At 66.8% G+C, this 26,419-nt stretch carries 20 protein-coding genes; 11 read left to right on the top strand and 9 right to left on the bottom strand.

The genetic code is table 11. The features are described from left to right. Window positions 1–64: 64 nt before the first annotated feature. Window positions 65–1,258, bottom strand: a complete 1,194-nt coding sequence (locus ACO05N_RS11525; protein WP_422057228.1) for a cytochrome P450 — start codon at window positions 1,256–1,258, stop codon at window positions 65–67. A gap of 82 nt (window positions 1,259–1,340) precedes the next feature. Here ACO05N_RS11525 and ACO05N_RS11520 point away from each other — a divergent pair, with 82 nt between their 5' ends. From ACO05N_RS11520 to ACO05N_RS11510, 3 genes are read left to right on the top strand one after another with little or no spacing between them, the layout of a single operon-like run. After that, window positions 1,341–2,612 carry an MFS transporter gene (locus ACO05N_RS11520; protein ID WP_422057227.1) on the top strand — a complete coding sequence of 424 codons (1,272 nt, stop codon included), beginning with the start codon at window positions 1,341–1,343 and terminating at the stop codon, window positions 2,610–2,612. Then, a complete protein-coding gene (locus ACO05N_RS11515) occupies window positions 2,609–4,087 on the top strand; it encodes a hypothetical protein (RefSeq protein WP_422057226.1) in 1,479 nt (492 codons plus the stop codon). The genes ACO05N_RS11520 and ACO05N_RS11515 overlap by 4 nt, the downstream gene beginning before the upstream one ends. Continuing rightward, a complete protein-coding gene (locus ACO05N_RS11510) occupies window positions 4,084–4,851 on the top strand; it encodes a hypothetical protein (RefSeq protein ID WP_422057225.1) in 768 nt (255 codons plus the stop codon). The genes ACO05N_RS11515 and ACO05N_RS11510 overlap by 4 nt, the downstream gene beginning before the upstream one ends. Here the strand turns inward: ACO05N_RS11510 and ACO05N_RS11505 are convergent. The 6 genes from ACO05N_RS11505 to ACO05N_RS11480 are packed head-to-tail and all read right to left on the bottom strand — an operon-like array spanning window position 4,848 to window position 12,923. Then, a complete protein-coding gene (locus ACO05N_RS11505) occupies window positions 4,848–5,447 on the bottom strand; it encodes a YdeI/OmpD-associated family protein (protein WP_422057224.1) in 600 nt (199 codons plus the stop codon). The two genes, ACO05N_RS11510 and ACO05N_RS11505, sit on opposite strands and share 4 nt — an antisense overlap. Before the next feature lie 47 nt (window positions 5,448–5,494). Continuing rightward, a complete protein-coding gene (locus ACO05N_RS11500; protein WP_422057223.1) occupies window positions 5,495–7,015 on the bottom strand; it encodes a tannase/feruloyl esterase family alpha/beta hydrolase in 1,521 nt (506 codons plus the stop codon). Next, window positions 7,015–9,648, bottom strand: coding sequence for a TonB-dependent receptor plug domain-containing protein (locus ACO05N_RS11495; protein WP_422057222.1), 2,634 nt, complete (start codon window positions 9,646–9,648; stop codon window positions 7,015–7,017). The genes ACO05N_RS11500 and ACO05N_RS11495 overlap by 1 nt, the downstream gene beginning before the upstream one ends. A gap of 58 nt (window positions 9,649–9,706) precedes the next feature. Beyond that, window positions 9,707–10,753: a hypothetical protein gene (locus ACO05N_RS11490; RefSeq protein WP_422057221.1), complete on the bottom strand. Its 1,047-nt coding sequence runs from the start codon at window positions 10,751–10,753 to the stop codon at window positions 9,707–9,709. Next, window positions 10,750–11,871, bottom strand: coding sequence for a CapA family protein (locus ACO05N_RS11485; RefSeq protein ID WP_422057220.1), 1,122 nt, complete (start codon window positions 11,869–11,871; stop codon window positions 10,750–10,752). The genes ACO05N_RS11490 and ACO05N_RS11485 overlap by 4 nt, the downstream gene beginning before the upstream one ends. Beyond that, window positions 11,868–12,923 carry a cytochrome P450 gene (locus ACO05N_RS11480; protein ID WP_422057219.1) on the bottom strand — a complete coding sequence of 352 codons (1,056 nt, stop codon included), beginning with the start codon at window positions 12,921–12,923 and terminating at the stop codon, window positions 11,868–11,870. The genes ACO05N_RS11485 and ACO05N_RS11480 overlap by 4 nt, the downstream gene beginning before the upstream one ends. A gap of 201 nt (window positions 12,924–13,124) precedes the next feature. Between ACO05N_RS11480 and ACO05N_RS11475 the strand changes: the two genes are divergently transcribed. Beyond that, window positions 13,125–14,117 carry a LacI family DNA-binding transcriptional regulator gene (locus tag ACO05N_RS11475; RefSeq protein ID WP_422057218.1) on the top strand — a complete coding sequence of 331 codons (993 nt, stop codon included), beginning with the start codon at window positions 13,125–13,127 and terminating at the stop codon, window positions 14,115–14,117. Window positions 14,118–14,180: 63 nt separating this feature from the next. Continuing rightward, on the top strand, window positions 14,181–15,161 hold the full coding sequence (locus ACO05N_RS11470; protein ID WP_422057217.1) for a hypothetical protein: 981 nt from the start codon (window positions 14,181–14,183) through the stop codon (window positions 15,159–15,161). Window positions 15,162–15,203: 42 nt separating this feature from the next. On the opposite strand, the gene ACO05N_RS11465 is transcribed toward ACO05N_RS11470, so the two are convergent. Next, window positions 15,204–16,460, bottom strand: coding sequence for an alpha/beta hydrolase (locus ACO05N_RS11465; RefSeq protein WP_422057216.1), 1,257 nt, complete (start codon window positions 16,458–16,460; stop codon window positions 15,204–15,206). A gap of 58 nt (window positions 16,461–16,518) precedes the next feature. On the opposite strand from ACO05N_RS11465, the gene ACO05N_RS11460 reads away from it, so the two are divergent. The 5 genes from ACO05N_RS11460 (at window position 16,519) to ACO05N_RS11440 (ending at window position 23,045) form a co-directional block, all read left to right on the top strand. Beyond that, window positions 16,519–17,910, top strand: coding sequence for an MmgE/PrpD family protein (locus tag ACO05N_RS11460; protein ID WP_422057215.1), 1,392 nt, complete (start codon window positions 16,519–16,521; stop codon window positions 17,908–17,910). Between the two features lie 33 nt (window positions 17,911–17,943). Beyond that, entirely contained in the window at window positions 17,944–19,368 is a 1,425-nt protein-coding gene (locus ACO05N_RS11455; RefSeq protein ID WP_422057214.1) for an aldehyde dehydrogenase, read from the top strand. Between the two features lie 4 nt (window positions 19,369–19,372). Then, window positions 19,373–19,900 carry a DUF3237 domain-containing protein gene (locus ACO05N_RS11450; RefSeq protein WP_422057213.1) on the top strand — a complete coding sequence of 176 codons (528 nt, stop codon included), beginning with the start codon at window positions 19,373–19,375 and terminating at the stop codon, window positions 19,898–19,900. Window positions 19,901–19,930: 30 nt separating this feature from the next. Beyond that, entirely contained in the window at window positions 19,931–20,767 is an 837-nt protein-coding gene (locus ACO05N_RS11445) for a p-hydroxycinnamoyl CoA hydratase/lyase (protein ID WP_422057212.1), read from the top strand. Window positions 20,768–20,957: 190 nt separating this feature from the next. Further along, entirely contained in the window at window positions 20,958–23,045 is a 2,088-nt protein-coding gene (locus tag ACO05N_RS11440) for an acetate--CoA ligase family protein (protein WP_422057211.1), read from the top strand. A gap of 49 nt (window positions 23,046–23,094) precedes the next feature. Here ACO05N_RS11440 and ACO05N_RS11435 read toward each other — a convergent pair whose 3' ends face one another. After that, window positions 23,095–23,547, bottom strand: a complete 453-nt coding sequence (locus tag ACO05N_RS11435) for a MarR family winged helix-turn-helix transcriptional regulator (RefSeq protein ID WP_422057210.1) — start codon at window positions 23,545–23,547, stop codon at window positions 23,095–23,097. Window positions 23,548–23,682: 135 nt separating this feature from the next. Between ACO05N_RS11435 and ACO05N_RS11430 the strand changes: the two genes are divergently transcribed. Further along, complete coding sequence (locus ACO05N_RS11430) at window positions 23,683–26,379, top strand: TonB-dependent receptor plug domain-containing protein (RefSeq protein ID WP_422057209.1); 2,697 nt, start codon at window positions 23,683–23,685, stop codon at window positions 26,377–26,379. Window positions 26,380–26,419 lie beyond the last annotated feature (40 nt).

Raw genomic sequence — 26,419 nt, 5'->3', positions numbered from 1 at the left:
CCTTGCGGGACTCCCCCAAACCTTTGCCCCTCCCCCGAAAGGGAGAGGGGTTTTTCTTGTCGGTTTATGCGCCCGCTATCGTGAGCGGAACATAGACCGGGCCGACTTCGGGCATGCCGCTCATCCGCACGTCGCCCGCGAGTTCGATGCTGCGCGTGCGGGCGAGGAGTTCGCGTAACGCGATGCGGAATTCCATCCGCGCCATCGCCATGCCGGCGCAGCGATGCGGGCCGCGGCCGAAGGCGAGGTGGTCGCGAACATTGGCGCGGTCGAGGCGGAATTCGTCCGGCGCCTCGAACACCGCTTCGTCGCGGTTGGCCGAGGCATAGGCGAGCGCGATCGGCTCGCCCGGTTCGATGCGGCGGCCACGGAGCTCGACGCCGTTGCGCGTGGTGCGCGCGAAGCCGCGATAGGGGGTGTAGAGGCGCAGGAATTCCTCGACCGCCGCGTCGATCCTGTCGGGCGCGGCGCGCAGCCGGTCGGCGAGGTCGGGGTGGCGCGCGAGATGGACCGCGACGCTACCGAGGAAGACCGGCGGCGCGACGAGGCCGACGACGAGGATCTGGCGGACGCAGCCGACCAGCATTTCGTGCGGGAGCGGATTGCCTTCAGCGTCGGTCGCGGCGAGCAGGCTGCTGACCGGATCGAATTCGGGATCGAGCGGCGCGGCGCGGCGGGTGGCGATGAGGTCACGGGCGAGGTCGTAGAGGATCTCGCTCGCCTTCGACACGGCGGCGACATCGAACGCCTCCCACGCCTTCACGAAATCCTTTGCGGTGCGCCACAACAGGTCGGTCTGGTCGGGGCTGAGCTGGAACCAGTCGGCGAAGAGCAAGGCGGGGAGCGGGCTGCCGAACCCCTCGACGAAATCGCCGCCGCCCGCCGCGATGTAGGAGTCGAGCAGCATCGCGACATGGCGTTCGATCACCGGCTCGATCGCGGCGAGGCGCGAGGCGCCGAGTGCGCGGTCGATCGCGCGGCGGTATGGCGTATGCTCGGGCGGGTCGAGGTGCAGCGGCGGGCGGCGGCCGGTGGCGGACGCGCCCGGGACGACGTTGCGGACAGTCGTCGTGAACTCGGCGGGGTCGTCGAGGATCGCCTTGATGTCCGCATGGCGCGTGGCGATCCAGAAGCCGCCGAATGCGTCGCTGTGCGCGACCGGGCATCGGGCGCGCAGATCGGCGAACACCTGATGCGGCGTGTCGAATGCCTCAGGCGCATGGGGGTCATATTCGTTGGCGGTCCAGCGCGGCGCCATCATCCTCACCTCAGCAGATTGTCGACAATCTCGTTGACACAAAAATGCTTTATCGCATAGCCTTTTTGCAAAGGAGAGAGGCTTGGAACCGACCACCTATCGCAAGGTGATGGCGCGCGTCGTTGCGCCGCTGACCTTTCTCATCATCCTGAGTTCGCTCGACCGCGTGAATGTGAGCTTCGCGGCGATCGAGATGAACCCGGATCTGGGGCTGGACCCAAAGGCCTATGGCTTTGGCGTGGGCATCTTCTTCGTCGGTTATCTGCTGTTCCAGCTGCCGAGCGCGGCGGTGCTGCGGCGGATCGGGCCGCGTTGGTGGATTGCGGGGAGCGTGATCGGTTGGGGCGCGGTCGCGACCGCGATGGCGGCGATTCAGACCCCGCTGCACTTCTATGTGCTGCGCTTCCTGCTCGGGCTGTTCGAAAGCGGCTTTGCGCCGGGCGTGGTGTGGTATGTGAGCCAATGGCTGCCGCAGCAATATCGCGCGCGGGCGATTGCCGGGACGATGCTGGCGATCCCGATTTCGGTGATCTTTGGCGGGCCATTGTGCGGGGCGCTGATGGCGATGGACACCGGCAGCATCGCGTCGTGGCGGATGATGTTCCTGGTCGAGGGGCTGGCAACAGTGATTGCGGGGATCGTCGCGATCTTCTGGTTCGTCGATCGCCCGGCGCAAGCGCAGTGGTTGTCCGACGACGAACGTGCGCGGATCGAGGACACGATCGCCGCCGAAGCAACCGACGCGCGGGCGCCCAGCGCCAAGCTGTCCGATGCGTTGAAGGACCCCATACTCTGGGTGTCGGCGGGGGTGTGGTTCGTGCTGATCACCGGAGCCAACGCGATCATCTTCTGGCTGCCGATCGCGATCAAGACGCTGGGGCGCAACGATCCGCTGGAAGTCGGCATCCTCGCCGCCCTCCCCTGGGTCGCGATCGGCGCGGGGATGGTGTGGAATGCGCGCCATTCGGACCGCAGCGGCGAGCGGTACAAGCACCTTGCCTGGCCGATGCTGGGCGCGGCGGCGGCGTTCGGGGTGGCGGCGCAGTTCACGCATAACGGACCGCTGGCGCTGGCGGCTTTGGTCATCGGCGGGTTCGGACTGGGCGGCGCGCAGTCGGTATTCTGGACGATCCCCACCAAGTTCGTCGGTGCGCGCAATCCGGGGGCCATCGCCACGATCAACCTGTGCGGCAATGCCAGCAGCACGGTGATGCCGATCGTCATCGGGTGGATCGTCGCGTCGACAGGGAAGATCACCGTTCCGGTCTATGTGCTGGCGGGGCTGATGCTACTGGGCGCGCTTCTGATCCTGCCGCTCAGCCGCCTCGGCAATGCGCGGGAGGGCAAGGCGTGATCCGCGGCCTCGTCCTTGGCGCTGCTACGATCGCCTTTGCTGCGGCGGTTGCGTTCGCGCAGGACAAAAAGGATCCGTGGTGGGACCCGAACGAGGGGCGCGTGTTCCCGGCCAGCCTCGACTATCGCAATGCCAATGGCACGCTGCGGCTGTTGCTCGACAATGGGCCGATGGAGACGAAGGATCATCCCTTCTTCACCGCGATCGGGCCGAACGGGCGGGCGTGCGTTACCTGTCACCAGCCTGCGGACGCGATGAGCCTCTCAGCGGCGTCGGCGGCTCGGCAATGGACGCGGCGCGGCGCGAAGGACCCGTTATTCGCGGCGTCGGACGGGTCGAACTGCCCCAGCCTGCCGCAGGGCGAGCGCGCGTCGCATTCACTGCTGATCGACCATGGCCTGATCCGTATCGCCCGGCCATGGCCGCCCAAGGATGTGAAGCCGGACTTCACGATCGAGGTCGTGCGCGATCCGTCGACGTGTAACCTCGATCCCAAATACGGCCTGAAGGGCGCGGGCATGGTGTCGGTGTTCCGCCGCCCGCGCCCGGTGGCGAACTTCAAATATATCGAGGCGATGGGCTTCGCCTATGATCCTAAGGCGGGGATGCCGCTGCCGGTCGATCCGGAGACGGGCAAGCCGGTCAGCGGGAACCTGATGGCCGATGGCCGCGTGCCGACGCTGGAGGCGCAGATGCGCGACGCGGCGGGGGCGCATCTCGGCTTTCTCAAGAATCTCGACAAGGGCGACATTGCCCGCATCCTCGACTTCGAGCGGCGCATCTATGCTGCGCAGCAATTCGACGTGAAGGGCGGTGCGCTCGACGGCGACGGATCGATGGGCGGAACCAAAACACTGCAGGTGTCGCAGGCCGGACGGCTGGGCAGCGACGGCGGCATTCCGGTGTGGAGCGAGTTCGAGGCGTGGGAGAAGATGCCCGCGGCGGCGAAGGCGAAGCTATCGCCTGAAGTCATCGCATTCCGCGAGTCCGTCGCGCGCGGCGCGCGGGTGTTTCGCGACAAGACCTTCCTGATCACCGACACGGCGGGCATCAACTCGCCGATCGGCTTCGGCAACCCGGTGCGCAACAGCTGCGTCTTCTGTCACAACATGAGTTATATGGGCATGGATGTCGCGCCGGGTCAGGTCGATCTGGGCACGACCAACCAGCCGTTTGCGGACCCTGCCCCGCATCTGCCGCTGTTCCGCGTGACCTGCACCGGCAAGCCGCATCCGCATTATGGGCGCACGATCCTGACCAGCGATCCGGGCTTTGCGCTGACCACGGGCAAATGCGCCGATGTCGGGCGGATCACGCTTCAGACGATGCGCGGCCTGTCGGCGCGCGCGCCCTATTTCTCCAACGGCAGCGCGAAGGATCTGCGCGGGGTGATCGACTATTACGAGCGGCGCTATAACATCGGCTATACCGAGCAGGAGAAGCGCGACCTCGAAAACATGATGCGCGCGCTGTGAAGACGGTGTTGCTGTTGGGCGCGGTCCTGCTGACCGGGGCGCAGGATGCGCAGAAGGCAGTGCGGTTCATCGCCTGCCCGGTCTATCGCGATACCGATAACGGGCGGAAATCGGGGTGCTGGCTGGCGAGCGATCCGGCAACCGGCATCCGCTACGACGTCACCGCCGCGCCCACCAAGCCCGACTGGAACCACGCGATCCTGGTCGAGGGGTTCGTCGCCAAGGATGGCGGCGATCCGTGCGGCGGAACGGTGATCGAACCGGCGACGGTGTCGGTGCTGGAGGAACCCTGCACCCGCCATCTGATCCGCGCCGAGGGCTATCAGGGACGGCGCTTCGCCCTGCCCGCCCGCAACGTTCGCCCGCTTTATGAGGCGCGCAAGAAGCCCGCCCAGCCGTTCGCCGAGGGCCGGTTTACGATCCCGTTCGGCTTTTCCAGCAGCTTCATCACCTATCAGCTGAGCGACTATTATCTCGACGCGACGATCAACTATGCGCTGGATGTGCAGCCGGCGCGGATCGAGATTGCAGGCGTGGCGCAGACCGTGCCGGAGACGGTGTCGGGGCGGCGGATCGTCGAGGACAAGGCACTGGCGCGGACCCGCGCAGAGGTGGTGCGGCGCGCGCTGATCCTGCGCGGCATCGCGCCGGATCGGATCCGGATCGTGAAGGCGTTGCCGGGGCCGTATGCGGCGGAGGCGTTCGACGGGCTGCGCTGGCCGCAGGCGCGGCGGGTGGATGTGCGGATCGTGCCGGACGGCTAGCGGTCGCGCTGCGGATAGATCGTTTCGCCGCGCTTGAGCATGTCCACGAACGTTGCGATCTGCTTTGCCCGCCCCGCTTCGGTCTTCATATTGTGCACGCGAAAGGCAAGCGCGAAGCGGTTCTGCTCGGTCAGCCTGGCCAGCATCGCCTTGGCCAGCGGCTCGGCATCGATCGCCGCCTGAAAGTCATCGGCGATCTTCATCTTCTTGCCCGCGCCATAGGCACGATCCCAGCGCCCGTCCGCCTTTGCCGCCTCGACCTGCTTGAGCCCGTTCGGGGTCATCCGGCCCTCCGCGATCAGCCGATCGATATTCTCGACATTGACCTGGCTCCAGATGCTCTTCGCGGTGCGCGGGGTGTAGCGCTGAAGATAGCTGTGCGCGTCGAAGCTCTTGCGGATGGCATCGATCCAGCCCCAGCACAGCACGACGTCGATCGCCTCTTTCGGTGTGATCGAGGGCAGGCCGGAGCTCACCTTGTGGATCTTGATCCACAGTTCGTCGGCGACGGCGTGGTTTTCGCTCAGCCAGGCATAGAAGCGCGCCGCGTCGGCAAATTCGCGAACCTTGTCCGGGTCGACCGTAACCGCTGCCATGGGGTCCTCCGCTACGTCGCGCGGATGGCTAGCAGCGCGGGTGTAGTTTAGGAACCGACCAGCGTCTTGCGGCCCATATATTTGACGAGCGCCGGATCGATCACGCAGCGATAGGAGGACGCGGCGTCGGCGGGCCCCTTCCCGTCCCAGCGCGCCGCCTGGGGATAGGGGCAGAGGGTTCGGGTGAACGTCTCCCTGCCCTCCTGTAGCTTGGTCGCGGTCAGACGAGCCGGTGCTTGCCCCTGTTCGACCCAGTGGATCAGCGACCACAGCACGTCGCGCGACGGGTCGCCGGGCCAGCTCGTCTGCCCCGAGGCACCGAACTGGTCGGCGCCGGGGCCGCGCGCGCAATGGTACATGCCGGGGGCCATGAACAGGCGGACATGGTCGTCCAGCTTTGCCAGCCCGCCATTGGCGCGGGCGAGTGCGGCGTAATAGTCGATCGTCGGGCCGGCGTTGGTCGAGGGGTCGGCCCAGCCCTGATAGAGGATCGCCTTGCCGCCCGCCCGGATGAAGGGCGCAATCGCGACCTTGTCCGCGCGCAGCTCGGGCATGCGGCGGTTGGCGGCGAGCAGGTCGCGGCTGCGCTGGAAGCTGTCTTCGTTCCAGTTGGCGTCGTCATAAACGCCGTCCGCCCACATGGCGCGCAGCAGCGGCGAGGGCGGGCCGGGACGCGTGCGGACGCCTGGGAACAGCCCGCCGTCCATCGCCCTGCCCGCCTCGTCGCGCATCGGCGCGCGGATCAGGTCGAGCATCCTGAGCTTGGGCGCGGTCAGGCAGCCCTCGGTCTGGCCGGGCTTGCACAGCAGGGTCGCTGTGCGGAATTTGCAGGCCAGCGGGTTGGAAATGATGCCGTCCGTGACGCCATCCTGCGCATCGCACGCGGCGGTTGCCTTGCTTTCGTACAGCGCCCAGTCGGCATCGCTCAGCGCGCCGGCGGGGGTCCATTTTTGCTGCAGCGCGAACCACAGCATCCGCACCGATTGCAGCGGCATATACGGCCCCGGTGCGCCGGCGATGACCCCGTCATAGTCGCCGGGGTAGTTCTGCATTTGCTTGAGCGCCTGACGCCCGCCGCCCGAACAGCCGGTGAAATAGCTCTTGTCCACCGTGCGGCCGTAGAATTTGGCGGCGAGCGCCTTGGCCACGACGGCGGTCAGGTGGATCGCGCGATGTTCGTAATCGACGCGCGCCTTGGGATCGGCCATCCAGCGCGCCCGGGTCACCTTATGCCCGCTGTCCGTGGTGACGGTGGCAAAGCCTTCGCCCACGCGGCGGCTCATGTCCGTGTAGTTGTAGACCCCCGCGTCGCCGCCGACGCCAGCGCCGAGCAGGCGGCCGTTCCAGGTCGCGGGAAGCCAGAGTTCGAAGCCGATATTCCCCTCGATCACGCCCTCGACCCGGCACAGCGGGACGCTGACCGGACCGCCGCGATAGAAGCTGGTGGTCTGCGGCGTCCAGCTGGGCGCGGGGGTGATCGCTGTCGCCGCGGTTACGGTCACCCCGCCCGGGTGCGCGCCCGAGAGGGACGCGCACCCGGCAAGGGCTGCGGCGAGCAGCGCCGGCATCAGAACTTCACGTTCGCCGTGATCGCGAACATGCGCGGGATCGGGTTCGACGCCTGCGGGTCGAAGCCGTTGGTCGTGTCGACGAAGGGCGGATCCTCGTCGAACAGGTTGCGCACATCGAGCGACAGGTTGATCCGGTCGGTGAAGTCATAGCCGACCAGCAGGTCGAACGTGTCGTAGTTGCTGACATCGCGCACCACGGTCGAGGTGGTGTTGGTGTAGCCGTTGAGGTGGTTCCAGGTCAGCCGCGACTTGAACGCGCCAACCTTGGCGCCGATGTCCGCTTGCGTGCGGAACTTCTGCGTGAAGCCGATCGTGTCGAGCACATTGACCAGCCCCGCGCCCGGCACCGCTTCGAACAGATAGTCGAGGATATAGGTGCCCTGAATCCCGGCATCGAGCTCCACCCCGCCCCAGTTCCAGCGATAGGCGGCGGTGAAATCGAGCCCGCGGAACAGCGAGGTGCCGAGATTCTGGCGACGGCCAGCGGCGATGAAGGTCACCAGCGACTGGTTGATCGCCTGATTGATCGGCAGGCCCGAATTGACCAGCGCGGAAATCTGCGCCGCGGTCGGGTTGAACTGCACGAACTGGCTGTAGATCGGATTGGTGAGCAGGCCGGGCGTGCCGCGCAGCGCCTGAATCTGGTCGGTGTAATCGATGCGGAAATAATTCACCGACGCGGTGAAACCGGGAATTTCCGGCGGCGTGATATCGATACCGAACGACCAGGTGGTCGCCTGTTCGGGCTTCAGCCCCGGATTGCCGCCGGCGATGCCGATGCCGATCTGGTTGCCGCTGGGACCCGGCAGCGTGTCGAAGTACAGGCCGGCGCCGCCGCCGACGGTCGACACTTCGGTAAAGGTCGGCGCACGGAACGAGGTGCCATAGGTGCCCTTGAGCACCAGTCCGGTCCAGGGCGAATAGGTCAGGCCGATCTTGGGGTTGGTGGTGCTGCCGAAGTCGCTGTAATTCTCATGCCGCAGCGCGAGGCTGAGGTTGAGGCGTTCAAGGCCCGGCGCAGCATTGTCGGCGCCGACGATCGGCACGAACAGTTCGGCGAACACCGCGTCGACGTTGCGGCTGCCGTCGCTGGCGGTGCGCACTTGGCTTGCAGACTGGCCAGTGAGCAGCGACGTATAGGTATATTCGACGCGATGCTCGGCACCGAGCGCGATGCGGACATTGCCGCCGGGGATGGCGAACAGCGATCCGTCGAGCTGGGCGTTCACGACTTCGAGCCGGGTCTTACCCTCGATCACGAAGTAATTGTCGGTGATCCGCGCCAGCGTCGCGGGGTTGTTCGTCCCGCCGAACACGTTGAGCGCAGTCGCCGGGTTGGTGTCGGCGAGCGCGGCGTTGAGTGCCGCGGCGTTGATGCCCGAACGGCGGCGGTCGGCGACTTCCTCCGAGCGGCCCTGCGCATAATAGACCGTTCCCTGGAAGTCCCCGAACAGGTCGGCCTCGACCCCGCCCGACACGTTCCACGTGCTGGCCCAATAGTCATTGGGCAGCGCGCCGGTCGCGCCGAGAAAGGTGGTCTGCACCGTCACCGAGGTCGCGCCCGGGACGGGCGAGACAAAGAACGGATTGGTGCTGGGGACGGTCGCGTTCGCCGTGGGATTGAACAACAGCGTGCCGCTGCGCCGCGAGTAGAAGCCGTCGGCGAAGATGCGGATGCCGTCGGTGATGTCCTGGCTCAGCGCCGCGACGCCGCTCCAGCGCTCCTGATCGGGGATGACCTGCGCGATGTCGCGGAATTCGCAGAGGTTGCGGGTGTTGGCGACGAGGCTGCCAGCCGTGGCCGGTGTCACGCCCCCTGCGGGAATCGCATAGTTGACGCCGCCCGCGACGATCGTGCCGGGCGCGCAGTTGGTGCCGCGTAGGTCACGCCCGCCCCGGCTGCGGTTGTCGGAGGTGTAGAAATCGAGTTCGGAGCCGAGCAGATCGTTGTTCTTGGCGTACTCGCCGGCCGCCATGATCCAACCGCTGTCCCATTTGTGCCCGAGCAACACCGCGGCCTGCGCCTCGTAGTAATCCGCTTCGGTGATGCCGTAGCGACCGCGCACCTCGATGCCCGAGAAATCCTTGCGCAGGATCAGGTTGACCACGCCGGCGACCGCGTCCGAGCCATAGACGGCGGAGGTGCCGTCGGCGACGACCTCGATCCGCCCGAGCGCGATCGAGGGGATAGCGGAGGGATCGGTAAACTGGCCCTGCGTACCCTGTGGCGGAAGGCGCTTGCCGTCATAAAGCAGCAGCGTTGCGTTGGTGGACAGGCCGCGCAGGTTGATGCCCGCGCCGCGCGTCGCATTGGCCGCGCCGTTCTGGGCATTGCCGCCCGCGCGGTTGGCGCCGAGCGACACGACCTGCGGGACCCGGCGCAGGATGTCGTTGGTCGAGGTGACCGGCTCTTCCATGATCTGATCGGAATCGATCGCGATCACGGCAGAGCCGACCGGATCGATGCCACGGATGCGGCTGCCGGTGACGACGATGTCCTGTTCGGCGGCCTGCGCGCCGGTGGTCGGCGCCTCTTCCTGCGCAAGCGCCGGAGTGGCGATGGCGAGCGCGAGCGCGCCCAATGCGCTGCGCCCCAACAGGGTCGACGGGCGACAAATGGTGTTGGTCATTTCATTCCCCTCCTTATGTTCAGCCCGCCTGTCTCTGCGGGTCGACGAAAGCGATGTGTCAGGTGGTTTCCGCGCGCGCCGAGCGGGCGGGCCGGTCGGCAAAGCGCGGGGCGAGCGAAAGCAGCACGATGGCGGCGATCAGGATGCCGGCGCCGACCAGCTCGGCCGGGCGCGGATGCGGCAAACCCCAGACCCAGGCCAGGATCAGCGCGCCGCCGACCCCGGCGACCAGGCTCGCCGCGCGCTCGAGCGGGACGCAATAGGCGTTCTCGCGCGGATCGAGCAGGATGATGATCGCGAAGACCGAGACGATGGTGAGCGTGACACCGATCCCGAGCAGCGGCCAGATCACCGGATCGGTCCAGACCGAGATGAAGCCCCAGCCGAGCGCGCCCGACTGGCTGCCGATGCCCGACGCCGAGATCGCTGCGAGGATCGCGACCGACAGCGGCAGCGCGAACACCTTCTCCTCGACGAAATATTGCCGGACGCTGGCGGGGTCGCCGCTCTTCGAAACCTTGGTCATCACGATCAGGCGGACGAAGTAGCCAATCGTGTAGAGCACCACCGTCAGGATCGCGAGCGGCGGAAGGTACAGCCCGCCGCGGTCCTTGAGCGTGATCACCATTGCGATCAGCACCATCACCAGCGCGGTCCAGCTCCACCAGCGCACGCGGCGGCCGAAGATCAGGTCGACGATCGGCGCAATGATCAGGATGTCGCCGCGCATCAGCAGCTGAATGAACGGGATGCTGACCCCTTCGAAGGTAAAGGACAAAGGTACGGTGAACAGCACCAGCGCGGTGCCGAGCCCCGAATACATCGTGTATTTAGTCGGCACGGGGATGCGGCGACCGAGGAACATCACGCCATGGGCGTCCTTGTGCCAGCCCGACCACCAGATGAAGAGATAGGTCAACACGGTCGAGATGATCAGCGACGCGGGCAGCGTTTCAAGACCGGTCAGCGGCCGACCAAGGCCGGGGTGCACCGTGCTCGTCACCAGCTTGGTGATGATGACATTGGGCAGATAGGCGATGAGATAGAGGAAGACATAGCCTTCCAGAGGAAAGCCCGACGCGGTTGCAGGTTTGCCGTCGCTCATGCCGCGGCTTCCAGGACGACCATTTCACTCTCCACACGATAGCGGGCGTTGAGCCCTGCTTCGGCGGTCACGGCCGCCATGTAATCGACGATTTCGACATGGCGTTCGCTGCCCGCTTCGACGAAGCGCGGGATCGCGTCGCGGTCGATGTACAGCGGCAGGAAGCCCGATCGGACGATGCGTCCGTTCGCGATCTCGAAGCGCGCGACCAGCGACATGCGCGATGCCTTGGGGAAATTGTACAGGCTGTCGAAATCCGGCTCCCACTCCTCGGCCAGGACGCGGATTTCGTTGAAGCTTTTCGACGCGGCATGAACGGGGTCCATGCGCAGGTCGGTCGCGAAGTTGCACAGCGAATAGAAGACCGGCGCGCCGTCGATCACTTCGCAGCCCTTGAGGATGTGCGGATGGCCACCGAGGATCGCGTCGGCCCCGGCCGCGACTGCAGCGCGCGCCACGTCGCGCTGATAGTCGGCGATGCTCGCGCGAACGAAGTGGATGCCCCAGTGGAGCGAAACGAAGACGAGATCGGCGTCGGCCTTGGCGGCGCGGACATCCGCCTCGAGCGCCGCGAGATCCTCGCGGTGCGGGAAGGTGTGGATGCGCGCGGGCGTGCCCGGCTGGTCGTGCTCGATCTGTTCGTAGAGCGTGTGCGCGCGCATCGGGGCGCAACCGGGGCGGCGTTCCTCCGCCCAATAGCTGTGCGGGAGGATGGTGCAGTAAGCGAGGATCGCGACGCGCGTGCCGTCGCCCAGCGTGATCTTCACGGGCTTGCGGGCCTCGGCGATGTTCGCGCCCGCGCCGACGACTTTCAGGCCGACCCGCTCCAGGTTCGCTTTGGTCTCGAAGAACGCGTCATTGCCCCAGTCGAGCACATGGTTGCCGGCCATCGAGATGACGTCGAATCCGGCGCGGGCGAGCGCATCGGCACCGTCGGGCCGGGCGAGGACGGCATGGCGCGCCTGGGGCAGGCGGACGCCCGTCTCCGCAAAGCTCGTTTCAAGCTGGGCGAAGGCGATGTCGGCCGCGTGCAGCACATCGCGCGTCGCCACATAGCTCTCGTCATAATCGTCGCGATCTGGGGCGAGGTCGCCCGCCGCGAGGAAGACGTGCGTCATGCCGCTTGCCCGAACGCGATCGGCACGCTGAGCGCGCCGATTTCGGGGAAGCGGGTCGGCTTTGGCTCTCCGGCCAAAGTGAAGCCCGGCGCGGCGGCAAGCAGCTCCTCGACCGCGACGTTGAGTTCCAGCGTCGCCAGCGCAGCGCCGACGCACGAGTGCGTGCCGCGCCCGAACGCCAGCGAATCCTTCATGTTCGGGCGATCGATGCGGAACTGGTCGGCGTCCTCGAACACCTCTTCGTCGCGGTTGGCCGAGGCGTAGACGAGCGCGATCGGCTCACCTGCAGGAATGGTGCGCCCACGGATCGTCACATCGGTCACGGCGGTGCGCGCGAACCCGCGATAGGGCGTGTAGAGGCGCAGGAACTCCTCGACCGCCGCCGGGACCAATGCGGGGTCGGCGCGCAGCTTCGCCTGCAACGCCTGGTCGCGGCCGAGATGCACAGCGATCGACCCGATCATCACGCTCGGCGCGATGATGCCGACGACGAGAACCTGGCGAATCGTGCCGACGATCATCTCCTCGGGCAGCGGCTCACCATCGGCGCGGGTGGCGAGCAAGGCGCTGGTCACGTCTTCATCGACCGGTAGCGGGTTCGCCTTTCGGTCGGCAACGATGGCGCGCGCCATGTCGTAGAGCAGCAGGCTCGATTCCTTGGTCGCGTCCACATCTGCGGACTGGACCGCGATATTGTAGCGCTGGCCGACGCGGGTGAGTTCGGCGACGGCGTCGGGCGTGAGGTTCATCCAGTGCGCAAACACCGCGATCGGCATGTGCGCAGAATAGTCGGCGACGACATCGCCCCCGCCCTTTGCCACCATGGTATTGAGCAGGTCGCGACAAATTCGCCGCACGACCGGCTCCAGCCTCGCGACCTTGCGCTCGGTCAGCAGGGGCGCGATCGCGCGGCGATAGGGGGTGTGCTCGGGTGGATCGAGGTGAAGCGGCGGGCGGCGGCCGGTAAAAGCGACCTTGGGCACGACATTCTGTTTCGACGTGATGAAGGTCTGCCAATCGGTCGCGGCGGCCGCGACATCGGCGTGTTTCATCAAGGCCCAAAAGCCGCCCCACGTGTCGCTGTGCGCAACGGGGCACCGAGCGCGAAGCTCGGCATATTCTCCGTTTGCGCTGTCGAACGTCTCCGGCTGAAGCGGATCGAAGTCATGCGTCATAACAATACTGATATTCTACGGTGAAAGCGCTTGCAACAGCTTTTGCATTTTTTCGTCGCAACGGTGTAGGAAGTCGGCATGGCAGCACGAAATCCTCGACTGGACGATGTGGCGGCGATGGCGGGCGTGTCCGCAGCGACGGTCTCCCGCTATCTCAACAGCCCCGAGGTGGTTGCCGCCGCGACAGGCGCGCGCATCCGCGAGGCGATCGAAAAGACGGGCTATGTCCAGAATCTCGCGGCCACTGCGCTGGCGGGCAGCCGCAGCCGCCTGATCGCCGCGTTGGTGCCCGACATCGCACAATCGATCTTCAACGACACGGTCGAGGCGATGATTGACGAGCTGTCGGCGGACGGGAACAGCGTGATGCTGGCGCTGACCGGTGCGGACAATCGTCGGCTGACGCGCGAGATCAACATGGCATTGGGGCGGCGCGCAGATGCGATCATCCTGACCGGGATTGTCTCCGATGCCGAGTTGCGCGAACGGCTGCGATCAGCGGGGATCACGGTGATCGAGACCTGGGGCCTGCCGGACGATCCGATCGACGTGGCGGTCGGATTTTCCCACCGCGCCGCGGGCGAGGAGATGGCGCGATTCCTGCGCCAGCGCGGCTATCGCAGGCCGCATCTGGTGGTGCCGCGATCGACCCGGTCGGAGCGGCGCGCGGACGGCTTCGCGACGCGCTGGGTGCATGATGGAGGGGCCGAGCCAACCCGGCTCGAGGTCAATGTTCCCAGTCATTTCGGCCAGGGGCGGCTTGCCTATCGCGGCCTGAGCGACCTGGACGAGCAGCCCGACGTGGTAGTGTGCGGTTCGGACTGGATTGCACAGGGCCTGATCGTCGAGGCGCAGGCGGCGGGAATCAGGGTGCCCGATCAGCTCGCCGTCACCGGATTCGGCAATTTGCGACTGGCCGGGGATATGCGCCCGACGATCACGTCGATGGACGTCGACGGCGCCCGCATCGCGCGCGAAGTGATGCGCGTATTGCGCGCGCGCGCTGCGGGTCAGGAGATCGAGCGGCGCATCGATGTCGGCTTTAGGGTGATTGCGCGCGAGAGCGCATGAAAGGGCTTGCATCGCGGCTTTGCCGAGTTAGTTTTCCCGCATAACAACCTCGGGAGAGTGATGATGCGGATCGGGATGATGGCGCTTGGACTGGCGCTGCTGGGCAGCACGGCACTGGCGCAGACCGCGCCGCAGCCCGACCTCGAGGCCGCGCGTCGCATGGCGGAAATGCGCGCGGCGGATGCCAAGCGGGCGGATTCGATCGGCACCGGTCCCTATGCCGCGATCAAGGAAGCCGATCCCGGCATTCCCGACCACACCGTCTATCGTCCGGCCGACCTGTCCAAGCTGAACGGAAAGAAACTGGGCGTGGTGATCTGGGGCAATGGCGGATGCGCCGCCGATGGCGCGAGCGCGCGGCATCACCTCGCGCAGATCGCGTCCTATGGCTATCTCGTGATTGCGCCCGGCAGAATCTACAGCGGTCCCGGCGCCCTGCCCCGCCCCGCCGCCGCCGCCCCGCGCGGCGTCGATCCCGCGACTGGTCAGCTTCCCCCGCCGGCGACGCGGGCGCAGGACGTGCTCAAGGGGCTCGACTGGGCGCTGGCCGAGAATGGTCGGGAGGGCAGCCGCTACAAGGGGCTGATCGATCCGGCGCAGGTTGCTGTGGCCGGACATAGCTGCGGCGGGCTCCAGGCGATCCAGGCGGGCGCGGACAAGCGCATCAAGACCGTGCTGGTCCACAACAGCGGCGTGTTCAACGACGGCAAGCAGTCGATCAGCGGCATGACGGTGGACAAGGCGATGCTGAACGCGCTGCACACCCCGACGCTCTATGTGCTCGGCGGCAAGGGCGATGTGGCGTGGCCCAATGGCAGCGACGATTATGCCCGGATTACGCATATCCCGGTCGCACTGATCAATGGCGATGTCGGCCATGGCGGCACGTTCCGCGAGGACAATGGCGGGGATGTCGGGCGCTTTGCGGTCGCGTGGCTCAACTGGCAGCTGCGTGGGGACGCCGCGGCGGGAAAGCTGTTCACGGGTGCCGATTGCGGGCTGTGCAGCGACCCGAAGTGGAAGATCGCGCGCAAGGGGATTTGAGAAGGCAGCCGATCCTCCCCCGCAAGGGGAAGGATGATTGGTTCAGCGACATTTCCCGCCGCGCCAGCACGGGCGCAGCATCGGCGCGGGCTGGTGCGGGACGAAGGTGGCGGGGGTTTGCGGCCATTTGCCGGTGGCGATCCGCGTGTCGAGATAGCGGATCGTCGCGAGCACCGTTGCGGTGTCGAAGGTGCAATGGCCCGCGGCGTTGACGTACAGGCTCTTCACATCACCACGCGCCGCCTCGGTATAGCCGCGCTGCATCGCGGGCGCGGTCAGTCCGTCGCCGATCGTCTGCACCGCGACCAGCGGCACCAGCGGGCGGGCGTTTGGGGTGTAGTTAGCGCGCATATAGGCGACCGCCTTGGGATCGGCGGCGATGCGCTGACCCGCGTTGAGCGTGGCGAGATCGGCGTCGAGCTTCAGCCCGGCGTCACGGTACAGTGCTTCAACCATTGCGCGGCGGCCCGAGCGGGCGAGCTGGGTGCGATAGTCGATGCCGGTGTTCCAGCTGAACGTCCCGCCGGCGCGCGCCTCCTGATCAGTGCGTGGGAGGTAAACGCCCATCACGAAGGATTTGGCGATTTCATCGGCCTGCACAGCATAGTCGCTCGCGGCGGGCTGGGGCTTGTCGCGGCTCGTCCAGCTGGGGATGCCGGCAAGGACGCCAGCGAGTGCGATCCGGGCGCGGCCCTGTGGGGTCTTGGCGGCCTCGGCGAGGGCATCGGAGACGCGCTTGCCGTTGACGCGGTCGTCATCGATTGCCGTGACGCGGATGCCTGCGTCGGGGGCGATCAGCGTGCGGAAGGCATAGGCGCCGTCGAGCGCCATGTTCATCATGCCGAGCGCCCCGCCGATCGACGCGCACATCGGCGCGGCGCCGTCGATGCCGCTGCCCTTTGCCTCGGCCAAAGCGGTGCTGACGAGGCCGCCCATCGAGCTGCCCCAGGCGATGACGCGCTTGGGCTTGCCATGTTTCGCGGCGAAGGCGGCGAGGGTCGCACGCTGGGCGGGGACGGCCTGTTCGAGCGCCCAGCCGCCGCTGCCATAGTCCGACCCGGCAATGGCATAGCCTGCGTCGAGCAGTGCTCGTCGGTGTTGTTTGGGGGCAGGGTCGGGGTTGCCCGCGCTGGGGGAATAGCCGCGGCTGTAGAGCAGCAGCGTGCCGTTCCAGTTGGCGGGCACCTCGGCCGCCCAGCGCGCCCCACCGGGCAGCGTTTGCGCGGCTTGATCCTGTCGCGCCGCGCCCGGGAGCGTCAGCGCCAGCATCGTTACAGCTGCAATCGCGCGTGTCCGCATCACTCTCTCCCGTTTTTGCTTGCGTTTCCGATAAAGCCGATGAAAGCGTTTGCATAGAATGTTTTGTGATAAAGCTATTTCAGCCACCATAGCGGCGCATTTTGCGGAACTGACGCTGGATGCACTGCCCGATGCGACGCTGCACGCGACGCGTCGGGCGCTGCTGGATGCGGTCGGGGTGACGCTGGGCGCGACCGGGCTTGGCGAGGATACGGCGCCCTATCGCCGCCATGCCGAAGCGGTTTCCGGCCCGTCGCGGCTGATCGGATTTTCGGGCTCGAGCACCCCGTCATTGGCAGCACTGGCCAATGGCGCGCTCGCGCACCAGCTGGATTTCGGGGACACGTTCGATGCCGGGCCGGCTCATCCAAATGCGGCGCTGGTCCCTGCCCTGCTGGCGCTGGCCGATGCGCGGCCCGAGCGGGCGTTTGGGGAGTTTCTGGTCGCGATGGCGGCGGGGAGCGATCTTGCCTGTCGGCTGTCGATCGCTGCGCCGCGACCCTATGAGGAGGGCGGCTGGTATCCGCCGCCGCTGGTCAATCTGATTGCGACTGCAGCGGCGTGTGCGCGGTTCATTGGGCTGGATGCAGATGGCATGCGCCATGCGATGGGGCTTGCGCTGTTGCAGGGCAGTTTTCCGAGCGAAATCAAATATGACGCGACTTCGCCGATCCGGGGCGTGCGCGAGGGGCTGGTCGCGCGCGCGGCGGTCGAGGCGGCGTTGCTGGCCGAAGCAGGCGCGACCGCCTTTGCCGAACCGCTGGAGGGGCGCGCGGGATATTTCGCGATCTATGGCGGAGGCGCGCCAAACGACACGCTGCTCGACGGGCTGGGCGAACGATTCCTGGGCGATCAGGTGAGCTTCAAGCCCTGGCCCGCATGTCGGGGGACGCATCCCTATATCGAGGCGGCGCTGGTGCTGCGCGACCGGATCGATCCGGCGCGGGTGGCGCGGATCGAGGCGGAGACCGGGCCGATCCAGGAAATGCTGATCCGCCCGCAGCCGGTGAAGGCCGAACCGACCCGCGCGATCGAGGCGAAATTCTCGATTCCCTATACCGTCGCGGTCGCGCTGATCGACGGGGCGGTGACGCTTGACAGCTTCACGGCGGCGCGGATCGCCGATCCTGCCACCAGAGCATTGGCAAGCGGGGTGGTCGAGCGGCGCAATCCCGACTGGGGCCGCGGCGAAGCGGCGAGCGGGTCGCTGACCGTCACGCTCGACGATGGCACCACCCTTGCCCATCGCGTGATGCAGGCGGCGGGACATCCCGAGCGGCCGATGGACGATGCGGCGCTGATCGCCAAATTCATCGACTGCGCCGCCCATGCCGCACGGCCAATCGATGCCGACTCCGCCGCGGCTCTGGCCAAGCGCATACTCACCCTTTCGGCCGACGTTGCGGCATACCAGATACTCGATCTACCCGCTTGCACCGCCGATTTTTAGGTTATATAGCATAACAATATAAAGGAGAGGTTCATGGCCACCATTGCACCGCCGGCTCCCGGCGTTACCTTTACCCGTCTGAACCCGGTCACCGGCGCTGTCGCGACCGAGGCGAAAGCGTTCAGCGTCGCCGATGCCGATGCCGCCGTCGCAGCCGCCGCCGCCGCCTTCCCGGCCTGGTCCGCGCTCGGCCCCAATGCCCGCCGCGCCGCACTGAGCAAGGCCGCCGATGCGCTTGCTGCCAAGGCCGATCAGTTCGTCGATGCGATGATGGGCGAGATTGGCGCGACCGAGGGTTGGGCGCGCTTCAACCTGATGCTGGCGGTCGGCATGGTCCGGGAAGCCGCCGCGCTGACGACGCAGATCGGCGGCGAGGTGATCCCGTCGGATAAGCCCGGCTGTATCGCGATGGCGCTGCGCGAACCGGTCGGCGTGATGCTGGGCATCGCGCCGTGGAACGCGCCGATCATCCTGGGCGTGCGCGCGGTCGCGGTGCCGCTGGCATGCGGCAACACGGTGGTGCTCAAGGCGAGCGAGCAATGCCCGCGCACGCACAGCCTGATCGCCGAAGCGTTTGACGAAGCGCTGCCCAAGGGGGCGGTCACCATCGTCACCAACGCGCCGCAGGATGCAGGCGAGATCGTCGGCGCGCTGATCGACAACCCGCATGTTCGCCGCATCAACTTCACCGGATCGACCGCGGTCGGCCGGATCATCGCCAAGCGCGCGGCGGAGCATCTGAAGCCTGTGCTGCTCGAACTGGGCGGCAAGGCACCGCTGGTCATCCTGGAGGACGCGGATCTGGACGAGGCGGTCAAGGCCGCCGCGTTCGGCGCGTTCATGAACCAGGGCCAGATCTGCATGTCGACCGAGCGGATCATCGTCGTCGACAGCGTCGCCGACGCGTTCGTCGAGAAGTTCGCGGCCAAGGTCGGGACGATGGCGGTCGGCGACCCGCGCGAGGGTAAGACGCCGCTGGGCGCTGTTGTTGATCAGAAGACCGTCGATCACTGCAAGTCGCTGATCGCCGATGCGGTGTCGCACGGCGCGGTGCAGGTCAATGGCGGCGACGCCAATGGCGTGCTGATGCCGGCGCATGTCATCGACAAGGTGACGCCGGAGATGAAGCTGTTCCGCGACGAGAGCTTTGGGCCTGTCGTCGGCGTGATCCGCGCGCGCGACGAGGCGCATGCGATCGAACTGGCCAACGACACCGAGTACGGTCTGTCGGCATCGGTGTTCACCCGCGACACCGCGCGGGGCCTGAAGGTCGCGAAGCAGATCAAGTCGGGCATCTGCCACGTCAACGGCCCGACCGTGCACGACGAGGCGCAGATGCCGTTCGGCGGGGTCAAGGCGTCGGGTTATGGCAAGTTCGGCGGCCGCGCGGGCATCGACAGCTTTACCGAACTGCGCTGGATCACGATCGAGACCGAACCGGGCCATTACCCGATCTGATCCGATGGGCGCGCTCTCCCCTTCCCTCGCTCTTGCGGCAGTGGCGGGCATCGGACTGGCTGCTGGCCAGTCCGCCCCTGCCCCCACCCTGACCTACGCCTTTTCGGCGCGGGTCGAGGTGGCGGCGCCGGTCGAACAGGGTGAGATCGACGGCGCGCGCAAGCGCTTCATCCCGATCACCGGCGGGACGATCACCGGCCCGCGCCTCACCGGCACGGTGCTGCCGGGCGGTGGCGACTGGCAGGCGATCCATGCCGGCGGGGTGACCAGGGTCGAAGCGCGCTACTTCCTCAAGGCTGCCGACGGGGCCGTGATCGGCATCCACAATGTCGGCGTCCGCGTCGCCAGCCCCGAAGTGACCGACAGGATCGCGCGGGGCGAGAAGGTCGATCCCGGCAGCTATTATTTCCGCTCCGCCGCCAGCTTCGACCCACCGCCCGGCGCGCACCAATGGCTGCGCAGCAAGGTGCTGGTCGGACGCGGCATCCGAATGCCCGATCACGTCGTGATCGATTTCTACATCGTCGAATAGGCGCGCCCCGCGCCCAACAGGGAAGAAGATATGACGGAACTGAGTGCCAACGGCGTCGTCGCCTATGATGTCGAAAACGGCATTGCCTGGGTGCGGTTCAACCGCGCCGACAAGCGCAACGCGATGAGCCCGACGCTGAACCGCGACATGATGGAAGTGCTCGACACGCTCGAGTTCCGCGACGATGTGGGCGTGCTGGTGCTGTCGGGCGAAGGCCCGGCGTGGACCGCCGGCATGGACCTCAAGGAATATTTCCGCGAGACCGAGGCGCAGGGACTGCAGGGCACGCGCAAGGCGCAGCGCGAAAGCTATGGCTGGTGGCGCCGCCTGCGCTGGTACCAGAAGCCGACGATCGCGATGGTCAATGGCTGGTGCTTTGGCGGCGGCTATGGCCCGCTGTTCGCGTGCGACCTGGCCTTTGCTGCGGAAGAAGCCAAGTTCGGCCTGTCGGAGATCAACTGGGGCATCCTGCCCGGCGGCGGCGCGACCAAGGTCGCAACCGAGCTTCTGCCGTTCCGCAAGGCGATGTACCACGCGATGATGGGCGAGAACATCGACGGCAAGACCGCCGCCGAATGGGGCCTGGTCAACGAGGCGCTGCCGCTGGACGCGCTCAAGGACCGCGTGACCGAAGTGGCCAAGGTGCTGCTGGGCAAGAACCCGGTCGCGCTCAAGGCGACCAAGGATGCGGTGCGCCGCGTCGGGGTGATGACCTATGACGAGGCCGAGGATTATCTGATCCGCGCGCAGGAAGCCGCCAACTCGTACGACAATGAAGGCCGCAAGGAAGGCATTCGCCAGTTCATCGACGAGAAGAGCTACAAGCCGGGCCTGGGCGCGTACGACAAGGACCGCGTGAAGGCTTGATCCTAGTCCTCCCCCAGCTTGCTGGGGGAGGTGGCATCGCGCAAGCGATGACGGAGGGGCCGCCGACACCGTCGGCGGGGAACCTCTCCCGCCAACCCGCCGTCTGCGCGGCGACCCCTCCACCCCCGCTTCGCGGGCGGTCCCCCTCCCCTGAGACAAGCTCCAGGGGAGGAATTAGGATAGCGTAGTGATGCCCGACCTTTCCCGCCTGCTCTCCCCGCGTTCGGTCGTGATCGTGGGCGCCTCTCCCACGCCCGGTGCGCTGGGTAACTCCGTGCTCAAGAACCTTGAGCGGCACGGCTATGCAGGCGATATCCACCTGATCAATCCCAAGCGCGACGACATCGACGGGCGCCCATGCCTCAAGTCGATCGATCAATTGCCGCAGGGTGTGGATGCTGCGGTGCTTGCGATCCCCGGTCCGGCAGTGCTGGACGCGGTTCAGGCCCTGGCAGCGCGCGGCGTGGGTGCGGCGATCATCTTTTCGGCGGGCTTTGCCGAAGGCGGCGAGGAAGGGCTGGCCGCGCAGGCCGAGGTCGCGCGGATCGCGCACGAACACGGCATGGTGGTCGAGGGGCCAAACTGCCTTGGCATGGTCAATTACCGCGCGGGCGTGCCGCTGACTTTTGTCGAGACGCCGGTGCTCGACCTCAACGACAAGCCGGCGGTCGGCATCGTCAGCCAATCCGGCGCGATGGCTGTCGTGCTCGGCGCGACGTTGATGAGCAAGGGACTGGGCATCACCGTGTCCGTATCGACGGGGAACGAGGCAGCGTCCGGCGTCGAGGATTATGTCGAGTATCTGATCGACGATCCGGAGACTCCGGCGATCGCGATGATCGTCGAGCAATTCCGCAAGCCCGCCCGCTTCCTAACGCTCGCCGAAAAGGCGCGCGCGGCGGGCAAGCATATCGTGTTGCTTCACCCCGGCACGTCGAGCGCCGCGCGGGAGAGTGCCGCGACCCATACCGGCGCAATGGCCGGCGACTGGCAGCTGATGAAGGCCAAGGTCGAGCGCGCGGGCGTGGTGCTGGTCGATAGCCTGGAAGCACTGGGCGATGTTACCGAACTCGCGGTACGCGCCAAGCCGGTGCGGCGCGGCGGCACGGCGGTGCTGACCGAGAGCGGCGCGTTCAAGGCGCTGACGCTGGATCTGGCCGAGAGCATCGGGCTCGACCTGCCCGCAATGGATGGCGCGACGGCGGATGCGATGCGCGCAGCGATCCCCGACTTCATCCCGGTGTCCAACCCGATGGACCTGACCGCGCAGGCGCTGGTCGATCCCGACCTGTATCGCCGCACGCTGATCCCGCTGCTGGCGGACGATAACTTCGCGGCGCTGGTGTTCGGAATCATCCAGACCGACCCGGCGACCTGCGCGCGCAAATTCCCGGCGATCATCGATGCGGTGACGGCACTGAATCCGGAAAAGCCGGTGATCTTCGCCGGAATCGACGACGGTGCGGAGGTGCCCGCCGAGTATGTCGCCGGACTGCGCGCGATCGGCGTGCCCTATTTCCCCTCGCCCGACCGCGCGTTCCGGGCGCTGCGGCATCTGGGCAAGCTGGCGGAGCGCGATTTCGCGACGGCTGACAGCGCGCCGGTGGCGCTCGACCTGCCGTCGGGCGTGATCCCCGAATATCGCGCGAAGCAGCTGCTCGCCCCGGTCGGCATCCCCTTCCCCGCCGGCGGCTTTGCCGCGAGCGCGGACGAGGCCAAGGCGATTGCTGCCCGCGTCAGCTATCCGGTCGCGATCAAGGCGCAGTCGGCCGATCTCAGCCACAAGAGCGACGCGGGCGGCGTGATCCTGAACATCGCCGACGATGCCGCGCTGGATGCGGCGTGGGCGCGGCTGTACGGCAACGTCGCCGCCTATAACACAAGCATCGCGCTCGACGGCGCGCAGGTCGAGGCGATGGGCAAGCGCGGGGTCGAGCTGATCATCGGCGCGCGCAACGACCCCGAATGGGGGCCGGTCATCCTCGCCGGGTTCGGCGGGGTGACCGCTGAACTGCTGCATGACGTCCGGCTGCTGCCGCATGACCTGACGCATGATGCGATCGTCGCGGAGTTGCGCGCGCTCAAGCAGGGCGCGCTGCTCGATGGCTATCGTGGGTCGCCTGCGCTGGATATCGATGCGGTGGCGAAGCTGATCGCGGGCCTGGGACGTGTGCTGGCCGGCACGCCGTCGATCCGCGAAATCGATCTCAACCCGGTGGTGGTCTATCCCAAGGGTGACGGCGTGGTCGCGCTGGATGCGCTGATCCTGGCGGATTAATGCCCCTCCCGCTCGCGGAAGGGGCGAGAAGCCGCAACGCGTTCGGACGTTAACCCGCGGCCGGATCGCGCCGTTCAATGCGGCCGAGCAGGTCGAGCAGCGTTGCGCGCTCCGCCTCGCTCAGGCCGGCGAGCATCTCGCGCTCATGGGCCTCGATCCGCGCAAGACAATCGGTCAGCATCGCGCGTCCGGCGTCGGTAACGGTCAGCGAAAAGGCGCGGCGGTCGCTGGGATCCACCACGCGCGCAATCAGCTTCAGATCGACCAGTTCGTTGATCAGCGACACCATGTTGGCGCGCTTGATGCCCAGCACCCGGCCGACCGCGCCCTGGTTGATCCCGGGATTGCCCGATACCACGGCCAGGATGCCGACCAGCACCTGGCGCATCCCGGTTCCCTCCATCGCCGCCGAAAAATCCGCTGCGAACGCACCAAAGGCGCGCCGCAAATGATAGCCGACCAGCGGCCCGAGCGCGCCGACCTGTTCCTGTTCCCCTGCCATGGCATCAGCGTGAGCACGATTTCAGTCAGTTCGTCAATCTAGCGATCGATCTAGGCACATAACGTTGACGTTGCGGATTGTTTATGATCATATCTAATCGAGTCGATAACGACCGAGATATGGTGGGAGGATGTTATGGGTGGATTCGGACGCCGGCTGTGCTGTGCCGGAAGCGCGTTGGCGATGGTGGTCGCGATTCAGGCACCTGCCCTGGCGCAAGATGGCGGCGCATCGCCCGCCGGCCCCGAAGCCGGGTCATCCGGATCCCCGCAGAGCGACGAGATCGTCGTCACCGGCAGCCGCCTGCGCGGCGCCGCCCCGGTCGGATCGACCGTGATCGCGGTTGACCGTGACGACATCGTCTCCGCCGGAGCGATCAGCACCGATCGCCTGATCCAGCAGATCCCGCAGGTCCTCGACCTGGGCGTCAGCGAGAATTCGCGCGCGCAAAGCGGCGGCAGCGGCAACATCACGTACGGCAACACGATCAACCTGCGCGGCATCGGCCCCTATGCGACGCTGATCCTGGTCGACGGGCATCGCGCGGTGAACAACAGCCGTGCGTTCGAACCGTCGGTCATCCCGACACTCGGCCTCGAGCGGGTTGAAGTGGTCGCGGACGGCGCATCAGCAATCTACGGTTCCGACGCGATCGCCGGCGTCGTCAACCTGATCCCGCGCCGCACGCTCGACGGGATCGAGGCGACCGCGCGTGGCGGCTGGGGCGCGGATTTCGACGAATATCAGGTCGGCGTCGCGGTCGGCAAGGTGTGGGATCGCGGTCAGGTAATGCTGGCTTATGAACATTCGCGCCGGTCGAACCTGAGCGGCGACGATCGTTCCTTCTTCCGCTCCGACCAGCGCGCGTTCGGGGGCAACGACTATCGCGTCACGCGCTGCGCGCCCGGGACACTGCGTGCTGGCGGCGTGTCCTATGCGATGCCGGGGCAGCTGACCCCGGCCAATGTCGGCAGCCTGGTCGCGGGCACGATCAACAGCTGCGACGATCTGATCGGGCAGGATTTGTTCCCGAAACAGACCTATAACTCGGTCAACGGCACCGCCACGTTCGAGGTCACCGACTGGTTCACGGTGTTCGCCGACGGCTTTTACAGCAAGCGCGAATATGAGCGGCTTCCGGCCTATTTCAGCTCAACGCTGACCGTTCCGCAGACCAACGCCTGGTTCGTCCGCCCGACCGGCTTCGCGGGCACGAGCTACACGATCGACTATAATTTCCACAACGACCTGCCCCGCGACGTGTCGCGCGGTTTTGCCGAGAACTGGCAGGTGACGCCGGGCGTCCGCTTCAAGCTGCCCGGCGACTGGGAGCTTGAAGGGCTGTTCACCTACGGCCGCGGCAATGACCAGTCGGATCAGGTGCGCGGGCTCAACGCGACCGCGCTGAACGCGGCGCTGGCAAGCAGCAATCCGGCGACGGCGTTCGACCCCTATGGCCTTGGCCGCACGTCCGCGGCCACTCTGTTAGCGATCAGCAACTTCCTGACGCTGTCGCCGACGCTGAACGACTTCAACGGCTATGAAGCGCGGATCAACGGGTCGATCGTCGATCTGCCGGGTGGCAGCGTGAAGCTCGCTGCCGGCTATGAAGGTCAGGAGATCGAGACGCGGCTGGGTTCTGCGCGCGGCGCGGCGGGGACGCCGGTCACCTTCCGCCGCTTCACCCGCCGGGTCGATTCCGCCTATGCCGAATTGCTGGTGCCGGTGTTCGGCGCGGGCAACGCCACGCCCGGATTCGAGCGGCTCGAGATCAACGCCGCGGTCCGCTACGACAAATATTCGGACGTGGGCGACACCACCAATCCCAAGTTCGGCGTCAACTGGTCGCCGGTGCGCGGGCTGGTACTGCGCGGCAGCTACGGCACGTCATTCCGTGCGCCGCTGATCTCGCAGATTTACGGCAACAGCAACAATCTGTTCGGGCAGAGCTACCAGAATCCGGCGGGCGGCGCGCCGCTGACCGGCTTTGCCTATTCGGGGCCGAACACCAACCTTGCGCCGGAAGAGGCGACGACTTGGTCGGTCGGCGCCGACTGGGACGTCACATCCAATTTGCGTGTCAGCGCAACCTATTGGGACGTGAAGTATATCAATCAGGTCGACAGCTATCTCGCTGATCTCGCCATCCTGTCGCGCGAGTCCGAATTTGCCGGGACGGGCATCATCCTGCGCGGCACGGCGGCGCGCGACCGCGTGCTGCAATTGCTGTCACAGGGCGTGACGCTGGCGCGCGGCACCTTCCCCGGCGGCGACCCCAACAATGTTACGCTGTTCGTCGACGGGCGGAACAACAATCTGGGCCAATCGACGACACGCGGCATGGACTTCGTCGTGAACTGGCGGGTGCCGACCGAAAGCGCGGGGACGTTCAACTTCAACGCGTCGGGCGCCTATCTCTTCCATTACGAGACGGCCGTGTCGCCCGCGGGAACGCCCCGCAGCCGGCTCAACACCATCTACAACCCGCTTAAGTTCAAGGCGCGCGGCAGCGTGGTGTGGGATTATGAGCCGATGCGGGTGCAGCTGACCGCGACCCATGTCGGTGGCTATACCAACACCGCAATCACCCCGAACCAGAAGATCAAGAGCTACACCCCGATCGACCTGGCGGTGAGCTGGAACCTGGGCGAGATGGGCGCGACGTCGTTGCTGGGCGGGGTCGAACTGGGGCTGGAAGTGCGCAACCTGTTCGACCTGCAGCCGCCCTATGTGAACGTCGCGCCGGGCCTGAACGGCGGTGGCGGTTACGATGCGTCGGCGGCCAACCCGATCGGCCGTGTACTCGCCGCGTCGCTGCGGTTCCGCATGTAAAAGGGGGCACCGGGGGCGGGTCGTGCCGCCCCCGGACGTC

The sequence above is a fragment of the Sphingomonas sp. genome (assembly GCF_965227385.1).
Classification (GTDB): Bacteria; Pseudomonadota; Alphaproteobacteria; order Sphingomonadales; family Sphingomonadaceae; genus Sphingomonas.
This window is presented reverse-complemented; position numbering and strand designations above follow the sequence as displayed.

What these genes read in the sequence shown, in the direction of transcription:
- ACO05N_RS11500 (WP_422057223.1), bottom strand. Translation starts at nt 7,015, where the DNA reads ATGCCGGCGCTGCTCGCCGCAGCCCTTGCCGGGTGCGCGTCCCTCTCG.
- ACO05N_RS11490 (WP_422057221.1), bottom strand. Translation starts at nt 10,753, where the DNA reads ATGAGCGACGGCAAACCTGCAACCGCGTCGGGCTTTCCTCTGGAAGGC.
- ACO05N_RS11525 (WP_422057228.1), bottom strand. Translation starts at nt 1,258, where the DNA reads ATGGCGCCGCGCTGGACCGCCAACGAATATGACCCCCATGCGCCTGAG.
- ACO05N_RS11470 (WP_422057217.1), top strand. Translation starts at nt 14,181, where the DNA reads ATGCGGATCGGGATGATGGCGCTTGGACTGGCGCTGCTGGGCAGCACG.
- ACO05N_RS11475 (WP_422057218.1), top strand. Translation starts at nt 13,125, where the DNA reads ATGGCAGCACGAAATCCTCGACTGGACGATGTGGCGGCGATGGCGGGC.
- ACO05N_RS11430 (WP_422057209.1), top strand. Translation starts at nt 23,683, where the DNA reads ATGGGTGGATTCGGACGCCGGCTGTGCTGTGCCGGAAGCGCGTTGGCG.
- ACO05N_RS11465 (WP_422057216.1), bottom strand. Translation starts at nt 16,460, where the DNA reads ATGCGGACACGCGCGATTGCAGCTGTAACGATGCTGGCGCTGACGCTC.
- ACO05N_RS11485 (WP_422057220.1), bottom strand. Translation starts at nt 11,871, where the DNA reads ATGACGCACGTCTTCCTCGCGGCGGGCGACCTCGCCCCAGATCGCGAC.
- ACO05N_RS11435 (WP_422057210.1), bottom strand. Translation starts at nt 23,547, where the DNA reads ATGGCAGGGGAACAGGAACAGGTCGGCGCGCTCGGGCCGCTGGTCGGC.
- ACO05N_RS11450 (WP_422057213.1), top strand. Translation starts at nt 19,373, where the DNA reads ATGGGCGCGCTCTCCCCTTCCCTCGCTCTTGCGGCAGTGGCGGGCATC.
- ACO05N_RS11445 (WP_422057212.1), top strand. Translation starts at nt 19,931, where the DNA reads ATGACGGAACTGAGTGCCAACGGCGTCGTCGCCTATGATGTCGAAAAC.
- ACO05N_RS11460 (WP_422057215.1), top strand. Translation starts at nt 16,519, where the DNA reads ATGTTTTGTGATAAAGCTATTTCAGCCACCATAGCGGCGCATTTTGCG.
- ACO05N_RS11505 (WP_422057224.1), bottom strand. Translation starts at nt 5,447, where the DNA reads ATGGCAGCGGTTACGGTCGACCCGGACAAGGTTCGCGAATTTGCCGAC.
- ACO05N_RS11495 (WP_422057222.1), bottom strand. Translation starts at nt 9,648, where the DNA reads ATGACCAACACCATTTGTCGCCCGTCGACCCTGTTGGGGCGCAGCGCA.
- ACO05N_RS11455 (WP_422057214.1), top strand. Translation starts at nt 17,944, where the DNA reads ATGGCCACCATTGCACCGCCGGCTCCCGGCGTTACCTTTACCCGTCTG.
- ACO05N_RS11480 (WP_422057219.1), bottom strand. Translation starts at nt 12,923, where the DNA reads ATGAAACACGCCGATGTCGCGGCCGCCGCGACCGATTGGCAGACCTTC.
- ACO05N_RS11440 (WP_422057211.1), top strand. Translation starts at nt 20,958, where the DNA reads ATGCCCGACCTTTCCCGCCTGCTCTCCCCGCGTTCGGTCGTGATCGTG.